Consider the following 17,134-nt stretch of genomic DNA (forward strand, 5'->3'; position numbering starts at 1 on the left):
CATGGCTGACTACACCGTGCTGATCAAGGGAGACCCCGACCGGTGGTGGACCTCGATGAGCCTGCAGCAACGCAAGGACGGTTACGCGCAGTACGCGAGGTTCAACGAGGCCCTGGCCGCGGGCGGCCACCGCATCCTCGGCGGCGGCGAGCTGACCCGCCTGTCCGAGGCCCGCTCGATCCCGGCCGGTGGTGGCCCGGTCACCGAGGGGCCGTTCGCCGAGACGGCCGAGCAGGTCGGCGGTTACTACCAGATCGCCACGGACGACCTCGACGGGCTCCTCGAGTGCTGCCAGATCATCGCCGCGACCGGGGACGGGATCGAGGTCCGCCCGAACGTCGATCCCACGGATCGCCCGTCGTGACGCGCTATCTCGTGCTCATCGCCTATGACCCGGCGACCTGGGCGTCGGCGACGCCGGAGGAGCGGCAGGGGTATGCCGACGCGCACGCCGCCTTCGAGGCCGCCGTCGATGCGCGCGGCCGCCGCGTGAGCTCGGCGCCCCTCGCGGACGCCGACACGGCCACGACCGTCCGCCACGACGGCGAGCACGTCGTGGTGACCGATGGTCCGTTCGCGGAGACGGCGGAGATGATCGCCGGCTACTACGACGTCGAGCTGCCTGACCTCGACGCGGTCATCGCGGCGGTCGCTCTGCTGCCGCGGTCCTACGCCACGGAGATCCGTCCGACCATCGAGCTCGGCTGACGTGGTGGCGAGCGGCGTCCCGCCGGACGGTGAGGCGGCAGCGGCGCTGCTCGCCGACGTCGTGCGCGAGGAGTGGGGGCGCCTGATCTCCCTGCTCCTCGCGCGCTTCCGGCGACTCGACCTGGTCGAGGACTCCCTCGCCGACGCGGTCGAGGCGGCGGCGAGACGGTGGCCGACCGACGGAGCTCCCGACAACCCGGCAGCCTGGCTGCACACCGCGGCGGCGCGCCGCGTCCTGGACCGGTTGCGGGCCGAGGCCATGCACAACCGTCGTATGCCGTTGCTCGCCACCGACGTCGCGCGAACCGCCGGCGCAGGTGGCGCCATGGCCGACCCCGGCGGCCTCGTCGAGGACGACCGGCTGCGGCTCGTCCTCATGTGCACCCACCCGGCGCTCGCACCGGAGGCGGCGAGCGCCTTGGCCCTGCGCCTGGTGGTGGGGGTCAGCACGCACGACATCGCCCGGCTCTTCCTCGTGCCCGAGGCCACGATGGCGGCACGCCTGACCCGCGCCAAGAAGAAGATCGTCACGGCCAGGATCCCCTTCGCCGTGCCGGGGTCCGACGAGCTGCCGAGCCGGCTGTCCACGGTGGCTCAGACCGCCTACCTGGCCTTCACCGCGGGGTACGCGCCGGGCAGCGGCCCGGATCCGCTGCGCGTGGACCTGGCCGGCGAGGCGGTGCAGCTCGTCCGTGCGGTGCTGGCGCTGCAGCCCGATGACCCCACCCTCACCGCCCTGCTCGCCCTCGTCCTGCTCCAGCACTCGCGCAGGGATGCCCGCACGGATGACGCCGGACACCTCGTGCTGCTCGCCGACCAGGACCGGCGGCGCTGGCACCACGACGAGATCGCCGAGGGGGTGGCCCTGCTCGCCTCGCCCGTGCTGCGGTCCGACCTCCCCCCGCAGGCCCTGTCGTACCTCCTGCAGGCGCGGGTCGCCGCCGAGCATGCGTCGGCGCCCCGCGCCGAGGACACGCGGTGGGACCGGGTCGTCGCGCACTACGACCTCCTGGTGGGCCTGCAGCCCGGCCCGAGCGTCGAGCTGGCCCGCGCCGTGGCGGTGGCCGAGGCGTTCGGTCATGAGTCCGGCCTGGCTGCGCTGCAGCACATAACCCACCGGAGCAGCCACCGCCTGGAGGCCGTGCGCGCCGAGCTCCTGACCCGGGCCGGACGCGTGACGGCGGCAAGGACGGCATACGACGCAGCGATCTCCTTGTGCCGCAACGAGGCCGAGCTCGAGCACCCGCGCGGCCGGCGCGCCGCCCTCGACCACCTCACGGGACAACCCCCACCGTGACGGCCACCACCTCTAGGGTCGACGGACCGTCGGCGCGACACGAGGAGCAGCATGCCCGGGACGATCCCCCCACGACGCGAGTCCGACCGCCTCGCAGACCTGCTCGGGCCCGCGCGGCTCACGGAGGTCGTCGACGTCGGGGCCAACCCGCTCGAGGACGAGCCGCCCTACCTGGCGCTGCTGCGCGAGCGTGCCTGCCGGGTCACGGGCTTCGAGCCGCAGCCCGCGGCGCTGGCCCGGCTGGGTTCCGCCGCAAGCGATCTCGAGCGCTACCTGCCCTATGCCATCGGTGACGGCGGCACCCACACCCTGCACCTGTGCGCCTCCTCGGGCTTCTCCGGCCTCTACGAGCCCGACCCCGCCCAGCTGGAGCTGCTCGTCGACTTCCCCCGGCTGGCAACGGTGGTCGACCGTATCCCGCTCACCACGACCCGTCTCGACGACGTCCGGGAGATCGAGCTGCTCGACCACCTCAAGATCGACGTCCAGGGCGCCGAGCTCATGGTCTTTCGCGGCGGCCGCGAGACGCTGGCCCGCGCCACGAGCATCCAGGTGGAGGTGGGCTTCCACCGCCTCTACCGCGACCAGCCGACCTTCGCCGACATCGACCTCGAGCTGCGCGAGCAGGGTTTCGTGCCGCAGGGATTCGTGTCGACCAAGACCTGGCCCCTGGCTCCCGTGCAGTGGGCCGACGCCGACGAGGGACACGCCCGCCAGCTCGTCGAGGCCGACGTCCTGTACGTCCGAGACCTCACGCGCCTCGACCTGCTCGACGACGAGCAGCTGCGCCACCTGGCGCTGGTCGCGCACGTCGTCTACGACCAGCGTGGGGTGGCGCTGCACGCCATAAGGGAGCTGGTGCGCCGGCGCGCGCTGGACCCGTCGACCGAGTCGCGCTACCGAGCGTCGTGACCGAGCCCACGACCGACCGCCTGGTGCGCCCTGCCGCCGCGGCGGACGTCGAGGCTCTCGTGACGCTGCGCGGGAGCATGTTCGAGGCCATGGGGGTGGCCGCGGACGACCCGCGGTGGCGGGCGGCCGCGAGACGGTGGTTCGTCGAGCGGCTGGCCGATCCGGCATACCGGATCGTGGTGGTGGAGGTGCGGGGCGGCGTCGTGGCGTGCGCGATGGGGGCGCGACGCGACGCCGCCCCGTCACCGGGGGTGCCGGACGGCGGGGACGTGCTGGTCAGCAACGTCTGCACGCTGCCGGACGCCCGCGGACAGGGGCACGGCAGCGCGGCGTTCGACGCGGTGATGGCCTGGGCCCGCGAGACCGGCGTGGCCCGCGCGGAGCTGATGGCGACCGCTGACGGGCGGCAGCTCTACGAACGAGCAGGCTTCTGCGTGACCGCCTTTCCCGCCATGCGGGCCGACCTGCGGGCGATGATGGAGCCATGACCGACACCGACACCGACACCGGCACCACCCAGACCAAACGACGGATCCTCATCACCGGCGCGACCGGTGGCATCGGGCTGCTGCTGGCCGACCGCCTGCGCGACGACTACGAGGTCGTGCAGCACGGCCGCACCCCCAGGAACGACGAGCAGGAGCGCGTGCTGCAGCGCGCCGACCTCGAGGACCTCGACGAGGTCCTGCCCCTCATGCAGGGCGTCGACACCGTCCTGCACCTCGCGGGTTCGGCTTCCCCCGAGTCCGACTGGGACGACGTGCTCGCCGCCAACATCGTGGGCTACCGCAACGTGCTGGAGGCCGCCCGCCAGGCCGGGGTGCGCCGCGTGGTCTACGCGTCGTCCAACCACGCGATGGGGATGTACGACCGGCTCGAGCAGTGGCCCGTCTACCCCCACCAGCTGCCGCGCCCCGACTCGCTCTACGGCGTGTCCAAGGTGTTCGGCGAGACGCTCGGGCGCTTCTACCACGACGAGCACGGCCTCGACGTCATCGCGTTGCGGATCGGCTGGATGTCCGAGGACCCGTTCGAGGCGGACGAGGACGTGCTCCACGCCATGTGGCTCAGCGAGGACGACTGCGAGCAGGTCTTCCGCCGCGCGATCGAGGCCGAGGTGAGGTTCGGGCTCTACTACGCGATCTCGGACAACCCCAACCGTCGCTGGGACCTCACCAACACGATGCTCGAGCTCGGCTACCGGCCGCGGGACTCGTGGACCGAGCGCACCGACGAGCCGGAGGACGTGGTCGAGGGCGGCGCCCCGGTGCGCGACGACTGGCCGCTCAACTCCTGACGCGCCCCGCCGTGCCCTCGGGGCGCGCCATACCTCCCGGGCACCCCCGAGGATCGTGAGGGTTTGCGGGGCGCTGAGTGCGCTATCCCTTGCGGAGGTGCAGGAAGCGAAGTCCTCGAACCGCGCGGGCGTCAACGGTGCGTCGACCAGGTCGGGTCGTCCTCCGTCAGGCCCTCGCCTCCCGTGACCAGGGTGGCAGAGGACCCCGCGCCCGGGAACCCCTCCTGGCGGTGACCCGGCGTCGGGCCCAGGCCCCACCGACCGTCGGGCCCCGGCATACTGGCCCCATGACCCAGCTCAACGTCCTCGGCGGTCCGCTCGACGAGTGCGGGCAGGACCCCGTGACCGGGTTCTATCGCGACGCGACCTGCACCATCGGCCCCGAGGACCTGGGGCACCACTCGATCTGCGCGGTCGTCACCGTCGAGTTCCTGGCGCACCAGCGGTCGATCGGCAACGACCTGTCGACGCCACGCCCGCAGTACGGCTTCTCGGGGCTGCGGCCGGGCGACACCTGGTGTGTGACGGCGCGCAACTGGCTGATGGCGCACGAGGCGGGCGCGGCGGCGCCGGTGCGGCTCGCCGCGACCAACCAGGCGGTGCTGGGGATCGTGCCGCTGGAGGTGCTGCGCGGCTACGCCGTCGACGTGCCGGACGACACCAGTTCGCTCGATGGGTGACGCCCCCGACGGGGCCGCTCGGGCGACCGCCACGCTCGTCGGGTGCGGCGACCTCGGGTCCCGGATCGGGCTGCGCCTCGCGTCGGCCGGCGTCGACGTGCGCGCGGTGCGTCGCCACGCCGACCTGGTGCCGCCTCCGCTGACCGGCCTCTCCGCCGACATCACCGACCCCCGGGCTCCCCTGCCGGACCTGTCCGCCGACCTGCTCGTGGTCTGCCTGACCGCGGACGAGCGCGACGAGGCCGGCTACCGGCGCACCTACGTCGAGGGGATGTCACGTGCCCTCGAGGCAGCCTGCCGGGCGGGCCGGTCACCTCGCCGGGCGGTGCTCGTGTCCTCGACCGGGGTGTATGGCGACGCCACCGGTCTCGTGGACGAGGCCACCACGCCGGAGCCGTCACGCGCGACCTCGCGGGTGCTGCTCGAGGCCGAGTCGGCGTTCCGGGAGGCGGTGCCGCACGGCACGGTGGCCCGGCTCAGCGGCCTGTACGGCGACCGCGAGCCCCGCATCGTCGCGCAGGTGCGCCGCGGCGAGGACCCGCACCCGCACCGGTGGACCAATCGGCTGCACCGGCACGACGCGGCGGCCGCCGTCGTCCACCTCCTGACCCGCCCCGAGGCGCCGGACCCGCTCTACGTCGTCACCGATGACGAGCCCTGCACCAGCGGCGAGCTGAGCGCGTATGTCGCTGCGCTGCTGGGGATCTCGTGGTCGGTCAGCACACCTGGTCGATCCGTGGCCGAGGGTCGCTGCCTGTCCAACGCGCGTCTACGGTCGACCGGCTTCACGCTGCAGCACCCGACCTATCGCGAGGGCTACCGCGCCCTGCTGACCGGGCTCGGCCTCACCGTCTGACCCGGATCGGGTGAGTCTGCTGCTCGTCGACGAGCAGCGGACTCACCCGATGACGCGCGCCAGGCGCAATGACGCCTCAGCCTCAGAGGGCCACGATCTCGTGGCGGACGAGCTCGCCTGCGGCGATCTCGAGGATCCCGGCCGTGTGCCGCGGCTGCCGCCTCTTGTCGGTCGGCGACCCGGGGTTGAACAGATGCGTCCCGTCCTCCACGAGGTCCATGGGGATGTGGGAGTGGCCGTAGACGACCACGTCGGCCTCCGGGAACCGCCGCCGCATCCGCCGCCCTCGCCCCTGCCGGGGACCGGCGTCGTGGATCATCGCGAGGCGGACGCCGTCGACCTCGAGCGACAGCGTCTCCGGGACACCGCCTCCCCACGAGGCGACCTCCGGGCCGTCGTTGTTGCCGAGGACGACCAGGACGGGCGCGAACGCCGACAGCTCGTCGAGCACCGCCGGCACGCACACGTCACCCGCGTGCAGCACGACGTTCGCCCCCTCCAGCAGGGGAACGAGCCTGGGCGGCACGGACTTCCAGCGCCGGGGCGCGTGCGTGTCCGCGACCACCAGCAGCCGCGTCAGACGGCTGACCACGGCGAGGGCGACGGCACGGCAGACTCAGCCGAGCCGCGAACGGACCTCGGCCAACGAGGGATTGGTGGCCGAGCTGCCGTCGGGAAAGAGCACGGTCGGCACCGTCTGGTTGCCGTGGTTGATGGTCTCGACCAGCTCGGCGCTGGCGGACGAGTCCTCGATGTTGACCTCGGTGTAGCCGATCCCGGCGCGGTCGAGGTCGCCCTTGAGGCGGCGGCAGTAGCCGCACCAGGTGGTGGAGAACATCGTGATGGTGCCGGCCGGCGGCAGGGCGACGCCGGGGGGGAGGATCTCGCTCACGTTCATGCCCTCCCCAACACCGGGGCGGGCCGGGCGATTCCGCAGCCGTGCCCCGCCCCGCCCCGGCTCGAGCCGATCAGCGCGTCGGACGCCAGGGCTCTGCCTTGCCTGCGTCACCCACGCACCTGTCGACGATCGAGGTGGGCATGCCCGGCGCCCTGGACCGCAGGGTCGCGCAGGTCGGCGTGTCCTGGCCGCTCCACACCTCGGACCAGCCGTTGGCGCCCTGGGCCCACAGGGCGGCCGCGCCCTCGCACTCCGGCGCGAAGTAGCTGCCGCGCGCGTAGCCGCCGACCCGCTTGTCGACGCCGGCCCCGAGGTCGCAGCCGTCGCCGGCGTTCATCGTCCGCAGCCGCCCGAGGAGGTAGGTCCGCAGCTCGCCCGTCGCGCCCGTGACCTGTGGGTCGGGCTCGGCGACCAGGCCGGGTCGCCAGGTGACGGCCTTGCCGTCGAGGAGGCACTGCCCGGCGATGCTGGTCGGCATCTGAGGCGCCAGGCGGGCCAGCTCGGTGCACTGTGGCGGCTCCTGCCCGCGGTGCACGACGTGCCAGCCGGCCGCCTCGCTGTAGGCCCAGATGCCCTTGCCTGCCTCGCACTCCGACGCGAAGTAGCTGCCGCGCGCGTAGCCGCCGACCCGCTTGTCGACGCGGATGTTCACGTCGCAGCCATCCCCCTTGTTGACGTCGGCGAGGTGCGCCTCGAGATAGGCCTTGAGCCCGCCGGTCGCGCCGGTCACCTGGCCTCCCCCCTGCGTGCCCGTGGACGGGCGCGCCGCGCGGGTCGTGGTGCCGGTCGTGCCGGCACCCGCGCTGCCCGTCCCGTTGGTGGCGGTGGGCGCGGACGGCATGCCGGCCGTGCTCCCGCCGGACGCCGACGCGGCGCTCGACCGGGCCGCCGAGCTGTCCGCCGCGTCGCTCCCCCCGGAGCCGCAGGCGGTCAGCGCCAGCACGACGACGGCGGACGAGGCGAGTGCTGCGATGCGAGTTCCCATGACGTTCCCCCTGTTTCATGGACCGGGCGGTGCGCCCTGGCTCTGCTGGGGAGACGCGGCTCACGGGCCAGGAGGTTGCACATCCATCCGGGCGACCCGTCTCAGCACCACTTGGCCGCGATGGCCTCGACCACGGTGCGGTTGCGGTTGGTGGCCATCCCTGCGACGCGCTCGACGGCCGTGTTGGTGAGTCGCGACCGGTGGTAGTCGGGGCCGAGCAGCAGGTGCACGGCCCGCCCACGGGGCACGACCCGCTCGCCGGGAGCCTCGAGGGCGTGCAGCGCAGCGACCACCTCCGCGGACGGCTCCTGCGGCAGGAAGGACACGTAGTGCCTGCCCTCGTGCCCCTCGCCGACCTCGTCCAGCTCGTCGGCCACCGCGCGGACCTCCGCCGGCGTCAGCAGCGCCACCGGCACCTCGAATCCCCGGTCGTCCAGGAATGCTCGCTCCATCGCGGCGACGACCTTGTCGCGCGAGCGCATCGTCGTGGTGAGGCGCACGTTGCCGGTGTTGATGTGGGTGGCGACGTCGGTGAACCCCGCCGCCTCCAGGCACGCGACGATCTGCTGGGGCGAGAACGTCCGCTTGCCGGCGAGGTTGATCGCCCGCAGGAAGCCGATCCAGGTGCTCATGACGCCATCCTCCCCCACCACCCGCCGAGACGCCCCCGCCCACCCCGTCGAGAGGCGCCCACCCACCCGTTGGGAGGCGGGAGGGCGGGCTCGACGGGCGGGCACCTAGACTCGCGGGCAGTCGAGAGGAGCGAGCCTGGGGTTGACCCCGTTCGACGGACACCGGCTTAAGCGGCTTCTGCCGCCGCGTTGAACCCGCGCTCGAAGGCTACCGGGCTGATGTTGCCGAGCGCGCTGTGGCGTCGACGGCGGTTGTACACGGTCTCGATCCATTCGGTGACGCTGCGGATCGCCGCGGCCCGGGTGGCGAATTCGTAGCGGTTGTAGTGCTCGGTCTTGAGCGTTGACCAAAAGCTCTCCTGCTGGGCGTTGTCCCAACAGACTCCCGTGCGCCCCACGGACAGACGCACCTTCAGGTCGCGGGCGGCACGGTCCAGCTGGTCCGAGGTGTACTGGCAGCCGCGGTCGGCGTGGAAGATGACCCCGGTCGTGTCGCCCTCACGGAAGGTGGCCGCGCGACGCAAGGCGTCCTCGACGACGTCGGTGTGCAGGCTGTCGCTGAACGCGTACCCAATCACCCGGCGCGAGCAGCCGTCACGCACCGCGCACAAGTACAGCCAGCCCTCACCAGTGGCCAGGTAGGTGATGTCCGAGGTCCACACCGTGTTCAGCTCTCCTTGGTCGAAGCGGCGCTCAACCAGATCCGGAATCGAGTGCGCGGACGGGTCCACGATCGTGGTCACCGGATGCCACGAGCGGGGACTGATGCCCTCAATCCCCTTGGCGCGCATCACTTTCGCGACCGTCTTACGGGACACGACCTGACCGGCCTGACGCAACTCAGCGGTGATCCGGGGCGAGCCGTACACCCCATCAGAGTCCTCATGAGCGGTCAGGACCTTGTCGGCCAGGTCGAGCAACCGCTGCTCGCGCGGGCCCGGCCCGGCCCCCTGCCGCGCGACCCAGTCGTAATACCCCGACCGGGACACCTCGAGCAGGTGACACATGTCCTCGATCGTGGATCGAGGACCTTCGGTGCAGGCCTTCTCCGCGTGGATCACTGCGAACGCGACGTCTGGTTCGACGCGTTCTCCGCCACGAAGAAGGCCGCTGCTTTTTTCAGGAACTCCCGATCCATCCGCAGCTGAGCGTTCTCCGCGCGCAAGCGTTCCAGCTCGGCCCGCTCATTGATATCGCCCGCCGGCGGCGGCTCATCCATCCGTGCACGCTCCCTGGCGACCCACCGACCCAGCAGCTGCTCACCGATCCCGATCTCTGAGGCGACCGCCGCGATCGTGCGGCCGGAGTCGATCACCAGATGAGCGGCATCACGGCGGTACTGCGGGGTGAAACTCTTCCTCTTGGCACCCATGAAGGCATCCTCTCCCGCCCAGCTACTCAGAGCCGGGCCAGTCAGGGTGTCCGTCGAACGGGGGCAACCTCAAGCGTGCGTGCTGTCGTGATGGACGAGCTGGCCGGGCCGCTGCAGGTGCGGGAGGTGGCCGACCCCGCGCCGCCCGCGGGCGGGGTGGTCGTCGACGTGCACGCCACGGGACTGTGCCGCAGCGACTGGCACGCCTGGGCCGGGCACGACGACGTCGCGCTGCCCCACGTGCCAGGGCACGAGCTGGCCGGCGTGGTCAGCGTCGTCGGCACGGGCGTCTCGCGCTGGCGGGTCGGCGATCGCGTGACGGTGCCCTTCGTGTGCGGGTGCGGACGCTGCGACTGGTGCCTCACCGGTCAGGCGCAGGTGTGCCCCGCGCAGGAGCAGCCCGGTTTCACGCACTGGGGATCCTTTGCCGAGCGGGTGGTGCTGCACGCCGCCGACACCAATCTCGTCGCCATCCCCGACGGCGTCACGACCGAGGCGGCGGCCAGCCTGGGCTGCCGGTTCGCGACGGCCTACCGCGCCCTCACCGCTCGTGCCGACGTGCAGCCCGGCGAGTGGGTGTGCGTCGTGGGGGCCGGGGGCGTCGGGCTCAGCGCGGTCATGGTCGCGAGCGCGCTCGGGGCGCGGGTCGTCGCGGTGGACCGGTCGGTCGGGGCGCTCGAGCGCGCCGCCGCGATGGGCGCGACCAGCACGGTCCTCAGCGAGACCGGGGTGGACGTCCCCGCCGAGGTGCAGGCCCTGACCGGCGGGGCGCACGTCAGCGTCGACGCGGTGGGCAGCGAGCAGACCGCCGCGAGCGCCGTGCTCAGCCTGCGCCGACGCGGGCGACACGTGCAGGTCGGTCTGCTGCCGCCCGTGGACGGCCATCCGCGCCTCCCCATGGACCGCGTGATCGCCTGGGAGCTCGACCTGCTCGGCAGCCACGGCATGGCGGCCGCGGACTACCCCGGGATGCTGGCGCTGATCGAGGGCGGTGCGCTGCGACCGCAGGACCTGGTCGAGCGGGCTGTCGGCCTGGCGGACGCGGCGCGGCTGCTGCCCGCGATGGACACGGCCGCGCCCGCCGGCATCACGATCATCGATCCCCGCCGCTGACGCGCCCCGGCCTGGCACGGCTGCACGGCCCCGGCCCGCCCTCACGCCCCCGCGTAGGACCCGATGGAGTACTGGTTGCCCTCGGGATCGGCGACCGAGGCGGACCGGCCGCCGTAGTCCTGGTCCGACGGCGCCATGAGCGAGGTGCCGCCCGCCGCGAGCGCGCGCTCGTGGACCTCGTCGACCTGCTCGTCGGTGGGGACGACGAGATAGCAGGTGGCGACGCCGACGCGCCGCTGGTAGTCGCTGCCGGACGGGACGGCCCGCCCCGCGGAGCCGCACATGACGCCACCGGCAGCGCCCCAGGCGAGCTCGGCGTGCGCGACCGTGCTCGGGTCGTCAGGGTCGCGGTGGACCGCGCGCTCGTCGAAGCCCAGCGCCCGCAGGAAGGTCAGGCCCGCGTCGGCGTCGTCGAAGTGGATGCTGTGGAACAGGGTTGGTGTGGTCATGGCTCCAGCCTCCTGCGGCTCACGCCGGATCGTCTTGAACGATGGGGAACACCTCGGACCGCCACTGCGTGGGCGTCTGCCCGGCGAGTGCACGGAACTCGCGGCTGAGGTGGGCCTGGTCGGCATACCCCGCGCGGGCGGCGACCTCGACCCACGGCTGCCCGGCGCGCGCGAGGCGCATCGCCGCACCGAACCTGTGGAGCTGCCGGACCTCCTGCGGCGGCAGCCCGAACTCGCCGGTGAAGCGGGTGACCAGGTGGCGCCGCGACCAGCCCACCTCGGACGCGAGGCCGGACATCGTCACCCGCCCGCCCCGGCGGTCGAGCAGCCGCCACGCGTGCGCGAGATCGTCTGGCACGACGGACCGTTGACGTGCGGCAACCTGCAGCAGATGCTCCTCGAGCAGGGCGAACCGCGCGTCCCACCCCCACCGATCCAGCCCCGCCAGCCGCTCGTGCAGGTCGTGGGGGATGCCCGTGGGCAGGTCGGCGTGGGCGACGAGACCGCGGGCGATCGCCGCGGCCGGCACCCCCAGCAGCGCACGGCAGCCGGCCGGCGTGAGGTCCAGCTGGATGCCGTGCTGCACGCCGTGGGTGCGGATCAGCGCCGGGCGGGTGTGGAGCCCGGAGGCGAGCAGCCACTGCCGCGAACGCGCGTCGGGCTGGTCGCACCAGGTCACGTCGAGCGGCTCGTCGAAGCTGATGATGACGGTCGCGCTCGGGCCGGGCACACCGTGGTGCACCGCGCGCGGGTCGAGGCGCAGGTCATAGCCCGACATCCGGTGGACCAGGCCCGCCAGAGCGGGGTGCACCCGCCGGTCGTGCTGCATGGCGTCCAGGCTGGCACGTGCAGGACGGCCCGTCGAGGGTGGCTGCGGCATGCGGGCGCCGACCCGACTCGAGGTGGGAGATGTCGCTCACGGAGAAGCGCGCGTCGGCGAGCCCGGCCTGGGTCATCCCGGCAGCCAGCCGTGCCCTGCGCAGTCGCTCGCCAAGAGTCATACGAATCCTCCCGCTGGCACGGGACCAGCGACTACCCCTGTCACACCCGGGGGCGTACCGTCGTCAGGGTGAGCCTGGACCACGATGCGGCACCGGAGCGGCCGGGCGACCGGGTCGGCCCGGCCGCCCGGGGGGCGCTCGTCGGGCTGGCCGCGGGGGCGGTGACCGTCGGCGTCGCCGAGGTGCTGGCGGGCGTCGCCCAGCGAGCCGCCTGGACGGGCGGGACGCCGTCCCCGATCGACGCGGTGGGGGGTGCCTTCGTCGACCGGACTCCCCCGTGGCTCAAGGACTTCGCGGTCGCGACCTTCGGCACGAGCGACAAGACCGTGCTGTATGCCGGGATCGTGGTCACCCTCGTCGTGCTCGCCTGCGGCGTCGGGCTCGTGGCGGTCCGCACCGTGCGGGGCGCCCTGGTCGCCCTCGCGCTGCTCGTGGGCGTCGCCCTGGCGGCCGTGCTGTCCCGCCCGCACGCCGACGTCACCGACCTGGTCCCGCTGCTGCTCGGCGGCCTTGCCGGGATGTGGGCGCTCTCGCGATGGTCGGCAGGCGGCGTCGGCACCGGCGTCGTCGGCACGGGGGTCGCTGGCTCCGCCTCCCGGACCGGGACCACGCCGGGCACGGTCTCGCGTCGGGTCCTGCTGGGCTCGGGCATCGCCGCCGTCGTCGGAGGGGCCGCGGCGGTGGCCGTCGGTCGCCTCGTGGCGGGCAGCGCGCGAGCCGGGGCGGCGGCCCGGGCGGCGTTCGTCGTGCCGAGGGTCGCCACGCCGGTGGTCGTGCCGGCGGGCGCCGACCTGGGCATCGCCGGCGTCACGCCGTTCGTTGTGCCCAACGCCGACTTCTACCGCATCGACACGGCGCTGGTCGTCCCGCAGGTCGACCCCGCCACCTGGTCCCTGCGCGTGACCGGCCTGGTCGACCGCGAGATCACCCTCGACTGGCCGACCCTGCTGGCCAAGCCCATGCAGGAGTCGATGGTCACGCTGATGTGCGTCTCCAACGAGGTGGGTGGCACCCTCAACGGCAACGCCGTCTGGACGGGGTGGCCCGTGCGAGAGCTGTTGCGCGAGGCCGGGGTTCGCGACGGCGCTGACATGGTCCTGTCCACCAGCGTCGACGGTTTCACCGCCGGCACCCCGCTGGAGGCCTTGACCGACGACCGGGACGCCCTGCTCGTCGTCGCGCAGAACGGCCAGCCCCTGCTGCCCGAGCACGGCTTCCCCGTGCGCCTGGTCGTGCCTGGCCTCTACGGCTACGTCAGCGCCACGAAGTGGGTGACCGAGCTCAAGGTCACGACCTTCGCGGCGGACCAGGGCTACTGGACACCACGCGGCTGGTCGGCACTCGGTCCGGTCAAGACCCAGTCCCGCATCGACGTCCCCCGCGACGGGGCGACCGTGGCCGCCGGCACCGTCGCCGTGGCGGGCGTCGCGTGGGCGCAGCACCGCGGGATCACGGGCGTGCAGGTGCAGGTCGACGGCGGCCCCTGGGTCGACGCCCGGCTCGGCGCGGACGCCACGTCCGACGCCTGGCGCCAGTGGGTCTACGAGTGGCCGGCCACGTCGGGGCGGCACACGATCGGCATACGAGCGATCGACGCGACCGGGCAGCCCCAGACCGCAGAGCTCGCCCCGCCGGCGCCGAACGGCGCGACCGGCCACCACACCATCACCGTCACGGTCTCCTGACCGACCCGCCCCGGGCACGGCTCGTCCAAACGCAACCGGTCGTCGACCCCGTCAGGTCCGAGCAGGCGGCGATGCACACGAACAACGTCCCCGTCATGGCCACCACCGCATCCTCGTGAGCGGGGCGAGCACCACGGCGAGGCAGGGGCCCGTCCGCGCCCATCGCCCCACCGGGGAGCGCTTCGTGAGGGAATGGGCGCACGCACGTCCCCCCCCCCCGCCTCATCACGAAGGAGTCATGATGCGAACCCCCACCACCCGTCCCCGAGCCCGTCGAGCGATCGGCGCAGCCGCCGTGACCATCGCCCTCTCGGGGGCGGTGACCGCGCCTGCGGGTGCGATCACGTATGCCGCGCACCCCGCCCACCGCTCCACCGTCCCCGCCCCCGCTCAGCTGTCTGCCGCGGCCCCGGCCGCGCTGGCCGCTGCGGCCGTCGACCTGCGCGCCTACGCCGACCCGCAGCTCGGGCCGAACGTGCTCGTGATGAAGCCGACGATGAGCGTCGAGCAGATCCGGAGCGTGTTCGACACGGTGGCGCAGCGACAGGTCCCCAACCACTTCGGGCCGCAGCGGTACGCCATCGTCTTCGAGCCCGGCACCTACGGCTCCGCCGCGAACCCGCTCGTCGTCCAGGTCGGCTACGGGACGCAGGTCGCCGGGCTGGGGCGGACGCCGGCGGACGTCGTCGTCCACGGGTCGATCAACGTCTACAACCAGTGCGACGCCAACGGCTGCATCGCGCTCAACAACTTCTGGCGCTCCCTGTCCAACCTCACGATCAACGTCGCCGGCGGCGAGGGCTGCCGCAAGGACACCCAGTTCTGGGCGGTCTCGCAGGCCGCGCCGATGCGCGACGTCGTCATCAACGGCCGCACCACGCTCATGGACTACTGCACCGCCGGCCCCCAGTACGCGAGCGGCGGCTTCATCGCGAACTCGACCCTGACCGGGCCGCCGGTCGTCAACGGCTCGCAGCAGCAGTTCCTCGTCCGCAACACGACCCTGCCCGGCTGGAGCAACGGCGTGTGGAACCAGATGTTCGTCGGCTCGCCCGGGGCGCCCGCGACGACCTTCCCGGGCACCGACCCCGGCCCCTACACGACGATCGACCGCACCCCCGTCGTCCGGGAGACGCCGCGGCTCGTGACGCAGCCGGACGGCACCCGCGGCGTCCTCGTGCCGGGCGTCCGCACGGACAGCACCGGCCCGTCCACGACCTCGGGCCGCGTGATCCCGCTGGACCAGTTCGTCATCGCCTCGCCGTCGTCCCGCGTGCCCGCGATCAACAAGGCGCTGCGCGAGGGGAAGCACCTGCTCCTCACCCCGGGCACCTACTCGCTGCAGCAGACGATCAGGGTCACGCAGCCCGAGACGGTCGTGGTCGGCCTGGGGCTGCCCGCCCTCTCGCAGCGGACGGGGCAGCCCGTGATCGCGACGTCGTCCGTGCCTGGGGTGACGATCAGCGGGGTCATGCTCGACGCGGGCGCGAAGCGCTCCAAGACGATCCTCCAGGTCGGCGACGCGCACGGCAACGCGGGCTCCAAGCGTCGGTCGGCCGGCGCGGGGAGCACCCCCACCCTGGTGTCCGACGTCTTCCTGCGCGTCGGTGGCGCGGCGGCCGGGTCGACGACGACAGCGGTGACGGTCGACGCCTCCAACGTCATCCTCGACAACATCTGGGCGTGGCGCGCCGACCACGGCGAGGGCGTCGGCTGGACCACCAACCCGGCTGATCACGGCGTCATCGTCAACGGGGACGACGTCACGGCATACGGCCTGTTCGTCGAGCACTTCCTGCGCACGGAGGTGGTCTGGAACGGCGATCGTGGTCGGGTCTACTTCTTCCAGAACGAGAAGCCGTACGACGTGCCCTCCCAGTCCGCGTGGATGATGACCCCCACCTTCAAGGGTTACCCCGCGTTCCAGGTCACGTCCGACGTGCGGTCCTTCGAGGGCTGGGGCATGGGCAGCTACAGCTTCTTCAACCAGCACCAGGGCATCCACCTGAGCACGGCCTTCGTCTCGCCTACCAGGCCGGGCGTGCGCCTCAACCACCTGCTCACGAGGTGGCTCGACGGCGACGGCGGCATCGACTCCGTCGTCAACGGCGTCGGCGCCCCGGTCGACGCCACGAACCCCGGGCCCTCGACGGTCGTCAGCCACCCCGTCGCGACGCGCTGACCGCTCCGTGCGGCGCCCCGGCCCTCCTCTCGGGGGTCGGGGCGCCGACGTGCTGTCGCACGGCGTCCGTGGTCGCGAGGCGTGAGGGGTGGGAGCGGTGTGTGAGCGTGGCGTCGGGCCGTCGATTTTCGTAGCGTCAGGAGCGTTGACGGGATCGGTCCAGGCTCCTGACGATCGGCCGAGAGACTGTGTCCGGCGGGGATCGGGTTGCGGACCTCGCGGGGTGCCGATCAACTGGCCGTATGACGCCCGCCCCCTGAACGCATCACCGCGCGACCGCGGTCAGGCGTTGCCGATCAGGTTGTCCGTGACGGACTTCAGGTGAGCGCGCATCGCGCGCTCGGCCCCAGCAGGGTCACGGTCGTTGAGGGCCTCGAGGATGCTGACGTGCTGCTGGTGATAGCAGCGTCGACGCTCCGGTGTGGAGGTGCGCCGTTTGAGGCTTCCCCACACGGGGAGCGCGCGACCAGCGTTGATGACGTCGAACATGGCCAGGACCAGACCGTTGTGCGTCGCCTCGCCGATCGCCCGATGAAACTTGCTGTCCCACGTCTCGAAGCTGTCGAAGTCCGCCGACCTGCCTCCTTGATCGGCGAAGCTGGCGATGCGGGCCAGGTCCGCCTGGGTCGCCGCATGCGCCGCGAGGACGGCGACGGAGGGCTCGAGGACCATGCGCGCCTGCATGATGTCCGCCGGACTGGCGTCCCTGGCCACCCCCTCCGCCACGTAGCCCTCCCGCAAGAAGGTCCCCCGGCCCACCTCGCGCACCACCATCCCCTCCTGCTCGAGGCAGGACAGCGCACGGCGGACAGCGCTTCGCGGCAGCTGCAGCGTCGCAACGAGCTCACGCTCCGTCGGCAACTTGGAACCAGGCGCCAGCTCACCACGGGAGATCCCGTCCTCGACGAGGGCACGCAACGCGCGATCCGGGCTGAGCATGCCCAAGTCTAACCCGATGAACCAATTCAGACCAATAGGCCAGCGCGGTCGTGACGATACCCGCGTGAATCCAGGGGTAGACGGCAGAGGACGAGCCGCCTACTCTAGAGATGGTCTATATTGGTCGT

20 protein-coding genes are annotated in these 17,134 nt (G+C 72.7%); 11 read left to right on the plus strand and 9 right to left on the minus strand.

Going from position 1 to position 17,134, the window contains the following annotated elements:
* Position 1 precedes the first annotated feature (1 nt).
* From ACF3NS_RS02655 to ACF3NS_RS02690, 8 genes are all read left to right on the plus strand, one after another.
* Positions 2-364, plus strand: coding sequence for a YciI family protein (locus tag ACF3NS_RS02655; protein WP_154594325.1), 363 nt, complete (start codon positions 2-4; stop codon positions 362-364).
* Positions 361-708, plus strand: coding sequence for a YciI family protein (locus ACF3NS_RS02660; RefSeq protein ID WP_392467644.1), 348 nt, complete (start codon positions 361-363; stop codon positions 706-708). The genes ACF3NS_RS02655 and ACF3NS_RS02660 overlap by 4 nt, the downstream gene beginning before the upstream one ends.
* 4 nt (positions 709-712) lie before the next feature.
* Positions 713-2,005, plus strand: a complete 1,293-nt coding sequence (locus ACF3NS_RS02665) for an RNA polymerase sigma factor (protein ID WP_392467646.1) — start codon at positions 713-715, stop codon at positions 2,003-2,005.
* Between the two features lie 51 nt (positions 2,006-2,056).
* Positions 2,057-2,917 carry an FkbM family methyltransferase gene (locus tag ACF3NS_RS02670; protein WP_392467647.1) on the plus strand — a complete coding sequence of 287 codons (861 nt, stop codon included), beginning with the start codon at positions 2,057-2,059 and terminating at the stop codon, positions 2,915-2,917.
* Positions 2,914-3,405, plus strand: coding sequence for a GNAT family N-acetyltransferase (locus tag ACF3NS_RS02675; RefSeq protein ID WP_311966710.1), 492 nt, complete (start codon positions 2,914-2,916; stop codon positions 3,403-3,405). The genes ACF3NS_RS02670 and ACF3NS_RS02675 overlap by 4 nt, the downstream gene beginning before the upstream one ends.
* On the plus strand, positions 3,402-4,214 hold the full coding sequence (locus ACF3NS_RS02680; RefSeq protein ID WP_392467648.1) for an NAD-dependent epimerase/dehydratase family protein: 813 nt from the start codon (positions 3,402-3,404) through the stop codon (positions 4,212-4,214). The genes ACF3NS_RS02675 and ACF3NS_RS02680 overlap by 4 nt, the downstream gene beginning before the upstream one ends.
* A gap of 287 nt (positions 4,215-4,501) precedes the next feature.
* The gene (locus ACF3NS_RS02685) at positions 4,502-4,894 is read left to right on the plus strand and encodes a DUF2237 family protein (protein WP_154594322.1); all 393 of its coding nucleotides are present in this window, start codon (positions 4,502-4,504) and stop codon (positions 4,892-4,894) included.
* Complete coding sequence (locus tag ACF3NS_RS02690; RefSeq protein ID WP_392467650.1) at positions 4,887-5,750, plus strand: NAD(P)H-binding protein; 864 nt, start codon at positions 4,887-4,889, stop codon at positions 5,748-5,750. Before ACF3NS_RS02685 ends, ACF3NS_RS02690 begins: the two co-directional genes overlap by 8 nt.
* An 82-nt stretch (positions 5,751-5,832) precedes the next feature.
* On the opposite strand, the gene ACF3NS_RS02695 is transcribed toward ACF3NS_RS02690, so the two are convergent.
* The 5 genes from ACF3NS_RS02695 to ACF3NS_RS02715 all read right to left on the minus strand — a co-directional run bounded on the left by ACF3NS_RS02695 (position 5,833) and on the right by ACF3NS_RS02715 (position 9,637).
* The gene (locus ACF3NS_RS02695; RefSeq protein ID WP_392467652.1) at positions 5,833-6,342 is read right to left on the minus strand and encodes a metallophosphoesterase family protein; all 510 of its coding nucleotides are present in this window, start codon (positions 6,340-6,342) and stop codon (positions 5,833-5,835) included.
* A gap of 24 nt (positions 6,343-6,366) precedes the next feature.
* On the minus strand, positions 6,367-6,648 hold the full coding sequence (locus tag ACF3NS_RS02700; RefSeq protein WP_154594320.1) for a mycoredoxin: 282 nt from the start codon (positions 6,646-6,648) through the stop codon (positions 6,367-6,369).
* Positions 6,649-6,718: 70 nt separating this feature from the next.
* Positions 6,719-7,633, minus strand: coding sequence for a hypothetical protein (locus ACF3NS_RS02705; RefSeq protein ID WP_392467655.1), 915 nt, complete (start codon positions 7,631-7,633; stop codon positions 6,719-6,721).
* Between the two features lie 101 nt (positions 7,634-7,734).
* Positions 7,735-8,265: a DUF1697 domain-containing protein gene (locus tag ACF3NS_RS02710; protein WP_392467657.1), complete on the minus strand. Its 531-nt coding sequence runs from the start codon at positions 8,263-8,265 to the stop codon at positions 7,735-7,737.
* Between the two features lie 167 nt (positions 8,266-8,432).
* A protein-coding gene (locus ACF3NS_RS02715) for an IS3 family transposase (protein WP_392467658.1) occupies positions 8,433-9,637 on the minus strand; the annotation gives its coding sequence in 2 pieces (ribosomal slippage) (positions 8,433-9,385 and positions 9,385-9,637; 1,206 coding nt in all).
* Positions 9,638-9,712: 75 nt separating this feature from the next.
* Here ACF3NS_RS02715 and ACF3NS_RS02720 point away from each other — a divergent pair.
* Positions 9,713-10,750, plus strand: a complete 1,038-nt coding sequence (locus tag ACF3NS_RS02720; RefSeq protein ID WP_286959735.1) for a zinc-binding dehydrogenase — start codon at positions 9,713-9,715, stop codon at positions 10,748-10,750.
* Positions 10,751-10,791: 41 nt separating this feature from the next.
* Here the strand turns inward: ACF3NS_RS02720 and ACF3NS_RS02725 are convergent, their stop codons facing one another.
* Genes ACF3NS_RS02725 through ACF3NS_RS02735 form a run of 3 tightly spaced genes read right to left on the minus strand, consistent with a single transcriptional unit; the run spans position 10,792 to position 12,200 of the window.
* Positions 10,792-11,199, minus strand: a complete 408-nt coding sequence (locus tag ACF3NS_RS02725; protein ID WP_392467661.1) for a VOC family protein — start codon at positions 11,197-11,199, stop codon at positions 10,792-10,794.
* 19 nt (positions 11,200-11,218) lie between these two features.
* On the minus strand, positions 11,219-12,028 hold the full coding sequence (locus ACF3NS_RS02730) for a helix-turn-helix domain-containing protein (RefSeq protein ID WP_392467663.1): 810 nt from the start codon (positions 12,026-12,028) through the stop codon (positions 11,219-11,221).
* Positions 11,964-12,200: a helix-turn-helix domain-containing protein gene (locus ACF3NS_RS02735; RefSeq protein ID WP_392467665.1), complete on the minus strand. Its 237-nt coding sequence runs from the start codon at positions 12,198-12,200 to the stop codon at positions 11,964-11,966. The genes ACF3NS_RS02730 and ACF3NS_RS02735 overlap by 65 nt, the downstream gene beginning before the upstream one ends.
* A gap of 68 nt (positions 12,201-12,268) precedes the next feature.
* On the opposite strand from ACF3NS_RS02735, the gene ACF3NS_RS02740 reads away from it, so the two are divergent.
* Entirely contained in the window at positions 12,269-13,885 is a 1,617-nt protein-coding gene (locus ACF3NS_RS02740; RefSeq protein WP_392467667.1) for a molybdopterin-dependent oxidoreductase, read from the plus strand.
* 241 nt (positions 13,886-14,126) lie between these two features.
* A complete protein-coding gene (locus ACF3NS_RS02745; protein WP_392467669.1) occupies positions 14,127-16,067 on the plus strand; it encodes a glycosyl hydrolase family 28-related protein in 1,941 nt (646 codons plus the stop codon).
* A gap of 282 nt (positions 16,068-16,349) precedes the next feature.
* Here ACF3NS_RS02745 and ACF3NS_RS02750 read toward each other — a convergent pair whose 3' ends face one another.
* Entirely contained in the window at positions 16,350-17,006 is a 657-nt protein-coding gene (locus ACF3NS_RS02750) for a FadR/GntR family transcriptional regulator (protein ID WP_392467670.1), read from the minus strand.
* Positions 17,007-17,134: the final 128 nt, after the last annotated feature.

It is taken from the genome of Arsenicicoccus cauae (assembly GCF_043162025.1).
Classification (GTDB): Bacteria; Actinomycetota; Actinomycetes; order Actinomycetales; family Dermatophilaceae; genus Arsenicicoccus; species Arsenicicoccus cauae.

What these genes read in the sequence shown, in the direction of transcription:
- ACF3NS_RS02655 (WP_154594325.1), top strand. Translation starts at nt 2, where the DNA reads ATGGCTGACTACACCGTGCTGATCAAGGGAGACCCCGACCGGTGGTGG.
- ACF3NS_RS02670 (WP_392467647.1), top strand. Translation starts at nt 2,057, where the DNA reads ATGCCCGGGACGATCCCCCCACGACGCGAGTCCGACCGCCTCGCAGAC.
- ACF3NS_RS02680 (WP_392467648.1), top strand. Translation starts at nt 3,402, where the DNA reads ATGACCGACACCGACACCGACACCGGCACCACCCAGACCAAACGACGG.
- ACF3NS_RS02685 (WP_154594322.1), top strand. Translation starts at nt 4,502, where the DNA reads ATGACCCAGCTCAACGTCCTCGGCGGTCCGCTCGACGAGTGCGGGCAG.
- ACF3NS_RS02690 (WP_392467650.1), top strand. Translation starts at nt 4,887, where the DNA reads ATGGGTGACGCCCCCGACGGGGCCGCTCGGGCGACCGCCACGCTCGTC.
- ACF3NS_RS02700 (WP_154594320.1), bottom strand. Translation starts at nt 6,648, where the DNA reads ATGAACGTGAGCGAGATCCTCCCCCCCGGCGTCGCCCTGCCGCCGGCC.
- ACF3NS_RS02705 (WP_392467655.1), bottom strand. Translation starts at nt 7,633, where the DNA reads ATGGGAACTCGCATCGCAGCACTCGCCTCGTCCGCCGTCGTCGTGCTG.
- ACF3NS_RS02710 (WP_392467657.1), bottom strand. Translation starts at nt 8,265, where the DNA reads ATGAGCACCTGGATCGGCTTCCTGCGGGCGATCAACCTCGCCGGCAAG.
- ACF3NS_RS02725 (WP_392467661.1), bottom strand. Translation starts at nt 11,199, where the DNA reads ATGACCACACCAACCCTGTTCCACAGCATCCACTTCGACGACGCCGAC.
- ACF3NS_RS02730 (WP_392467663.1), bottom strand. Translation starts at nt 12,028, where the DNA reads ATGCAGCACGACCGGCGGGTGCACCCCGCTCTGGCGGGCCTGGTCCAC.
- ACF3NS_RS02735 (WP_392467665.1), bottom strand. Translation starts at nt 12,200, where the DNA reads ATGACTCTTGGCGAGCGACTGCGCAGGGCACGGCTGGCTGCCGGGATG.
- ACF3NS_RS02745 (WP_392467669.1), top strand. Translation starts at nt 14,127, where the DNA reads ATGCGAACCCCCACCACCCGTCCCCGAGCCCGTCGAGCGATCGGCGCA.
- ACF3NS_RS02750 (WP_392467670.1), bottom strand. Translation starts at nt 17,006, where the DNA reads ATGCTCAGCCCGGATCGCGCGTTGCGTGCCCTCGTCGAGGACGGGATC.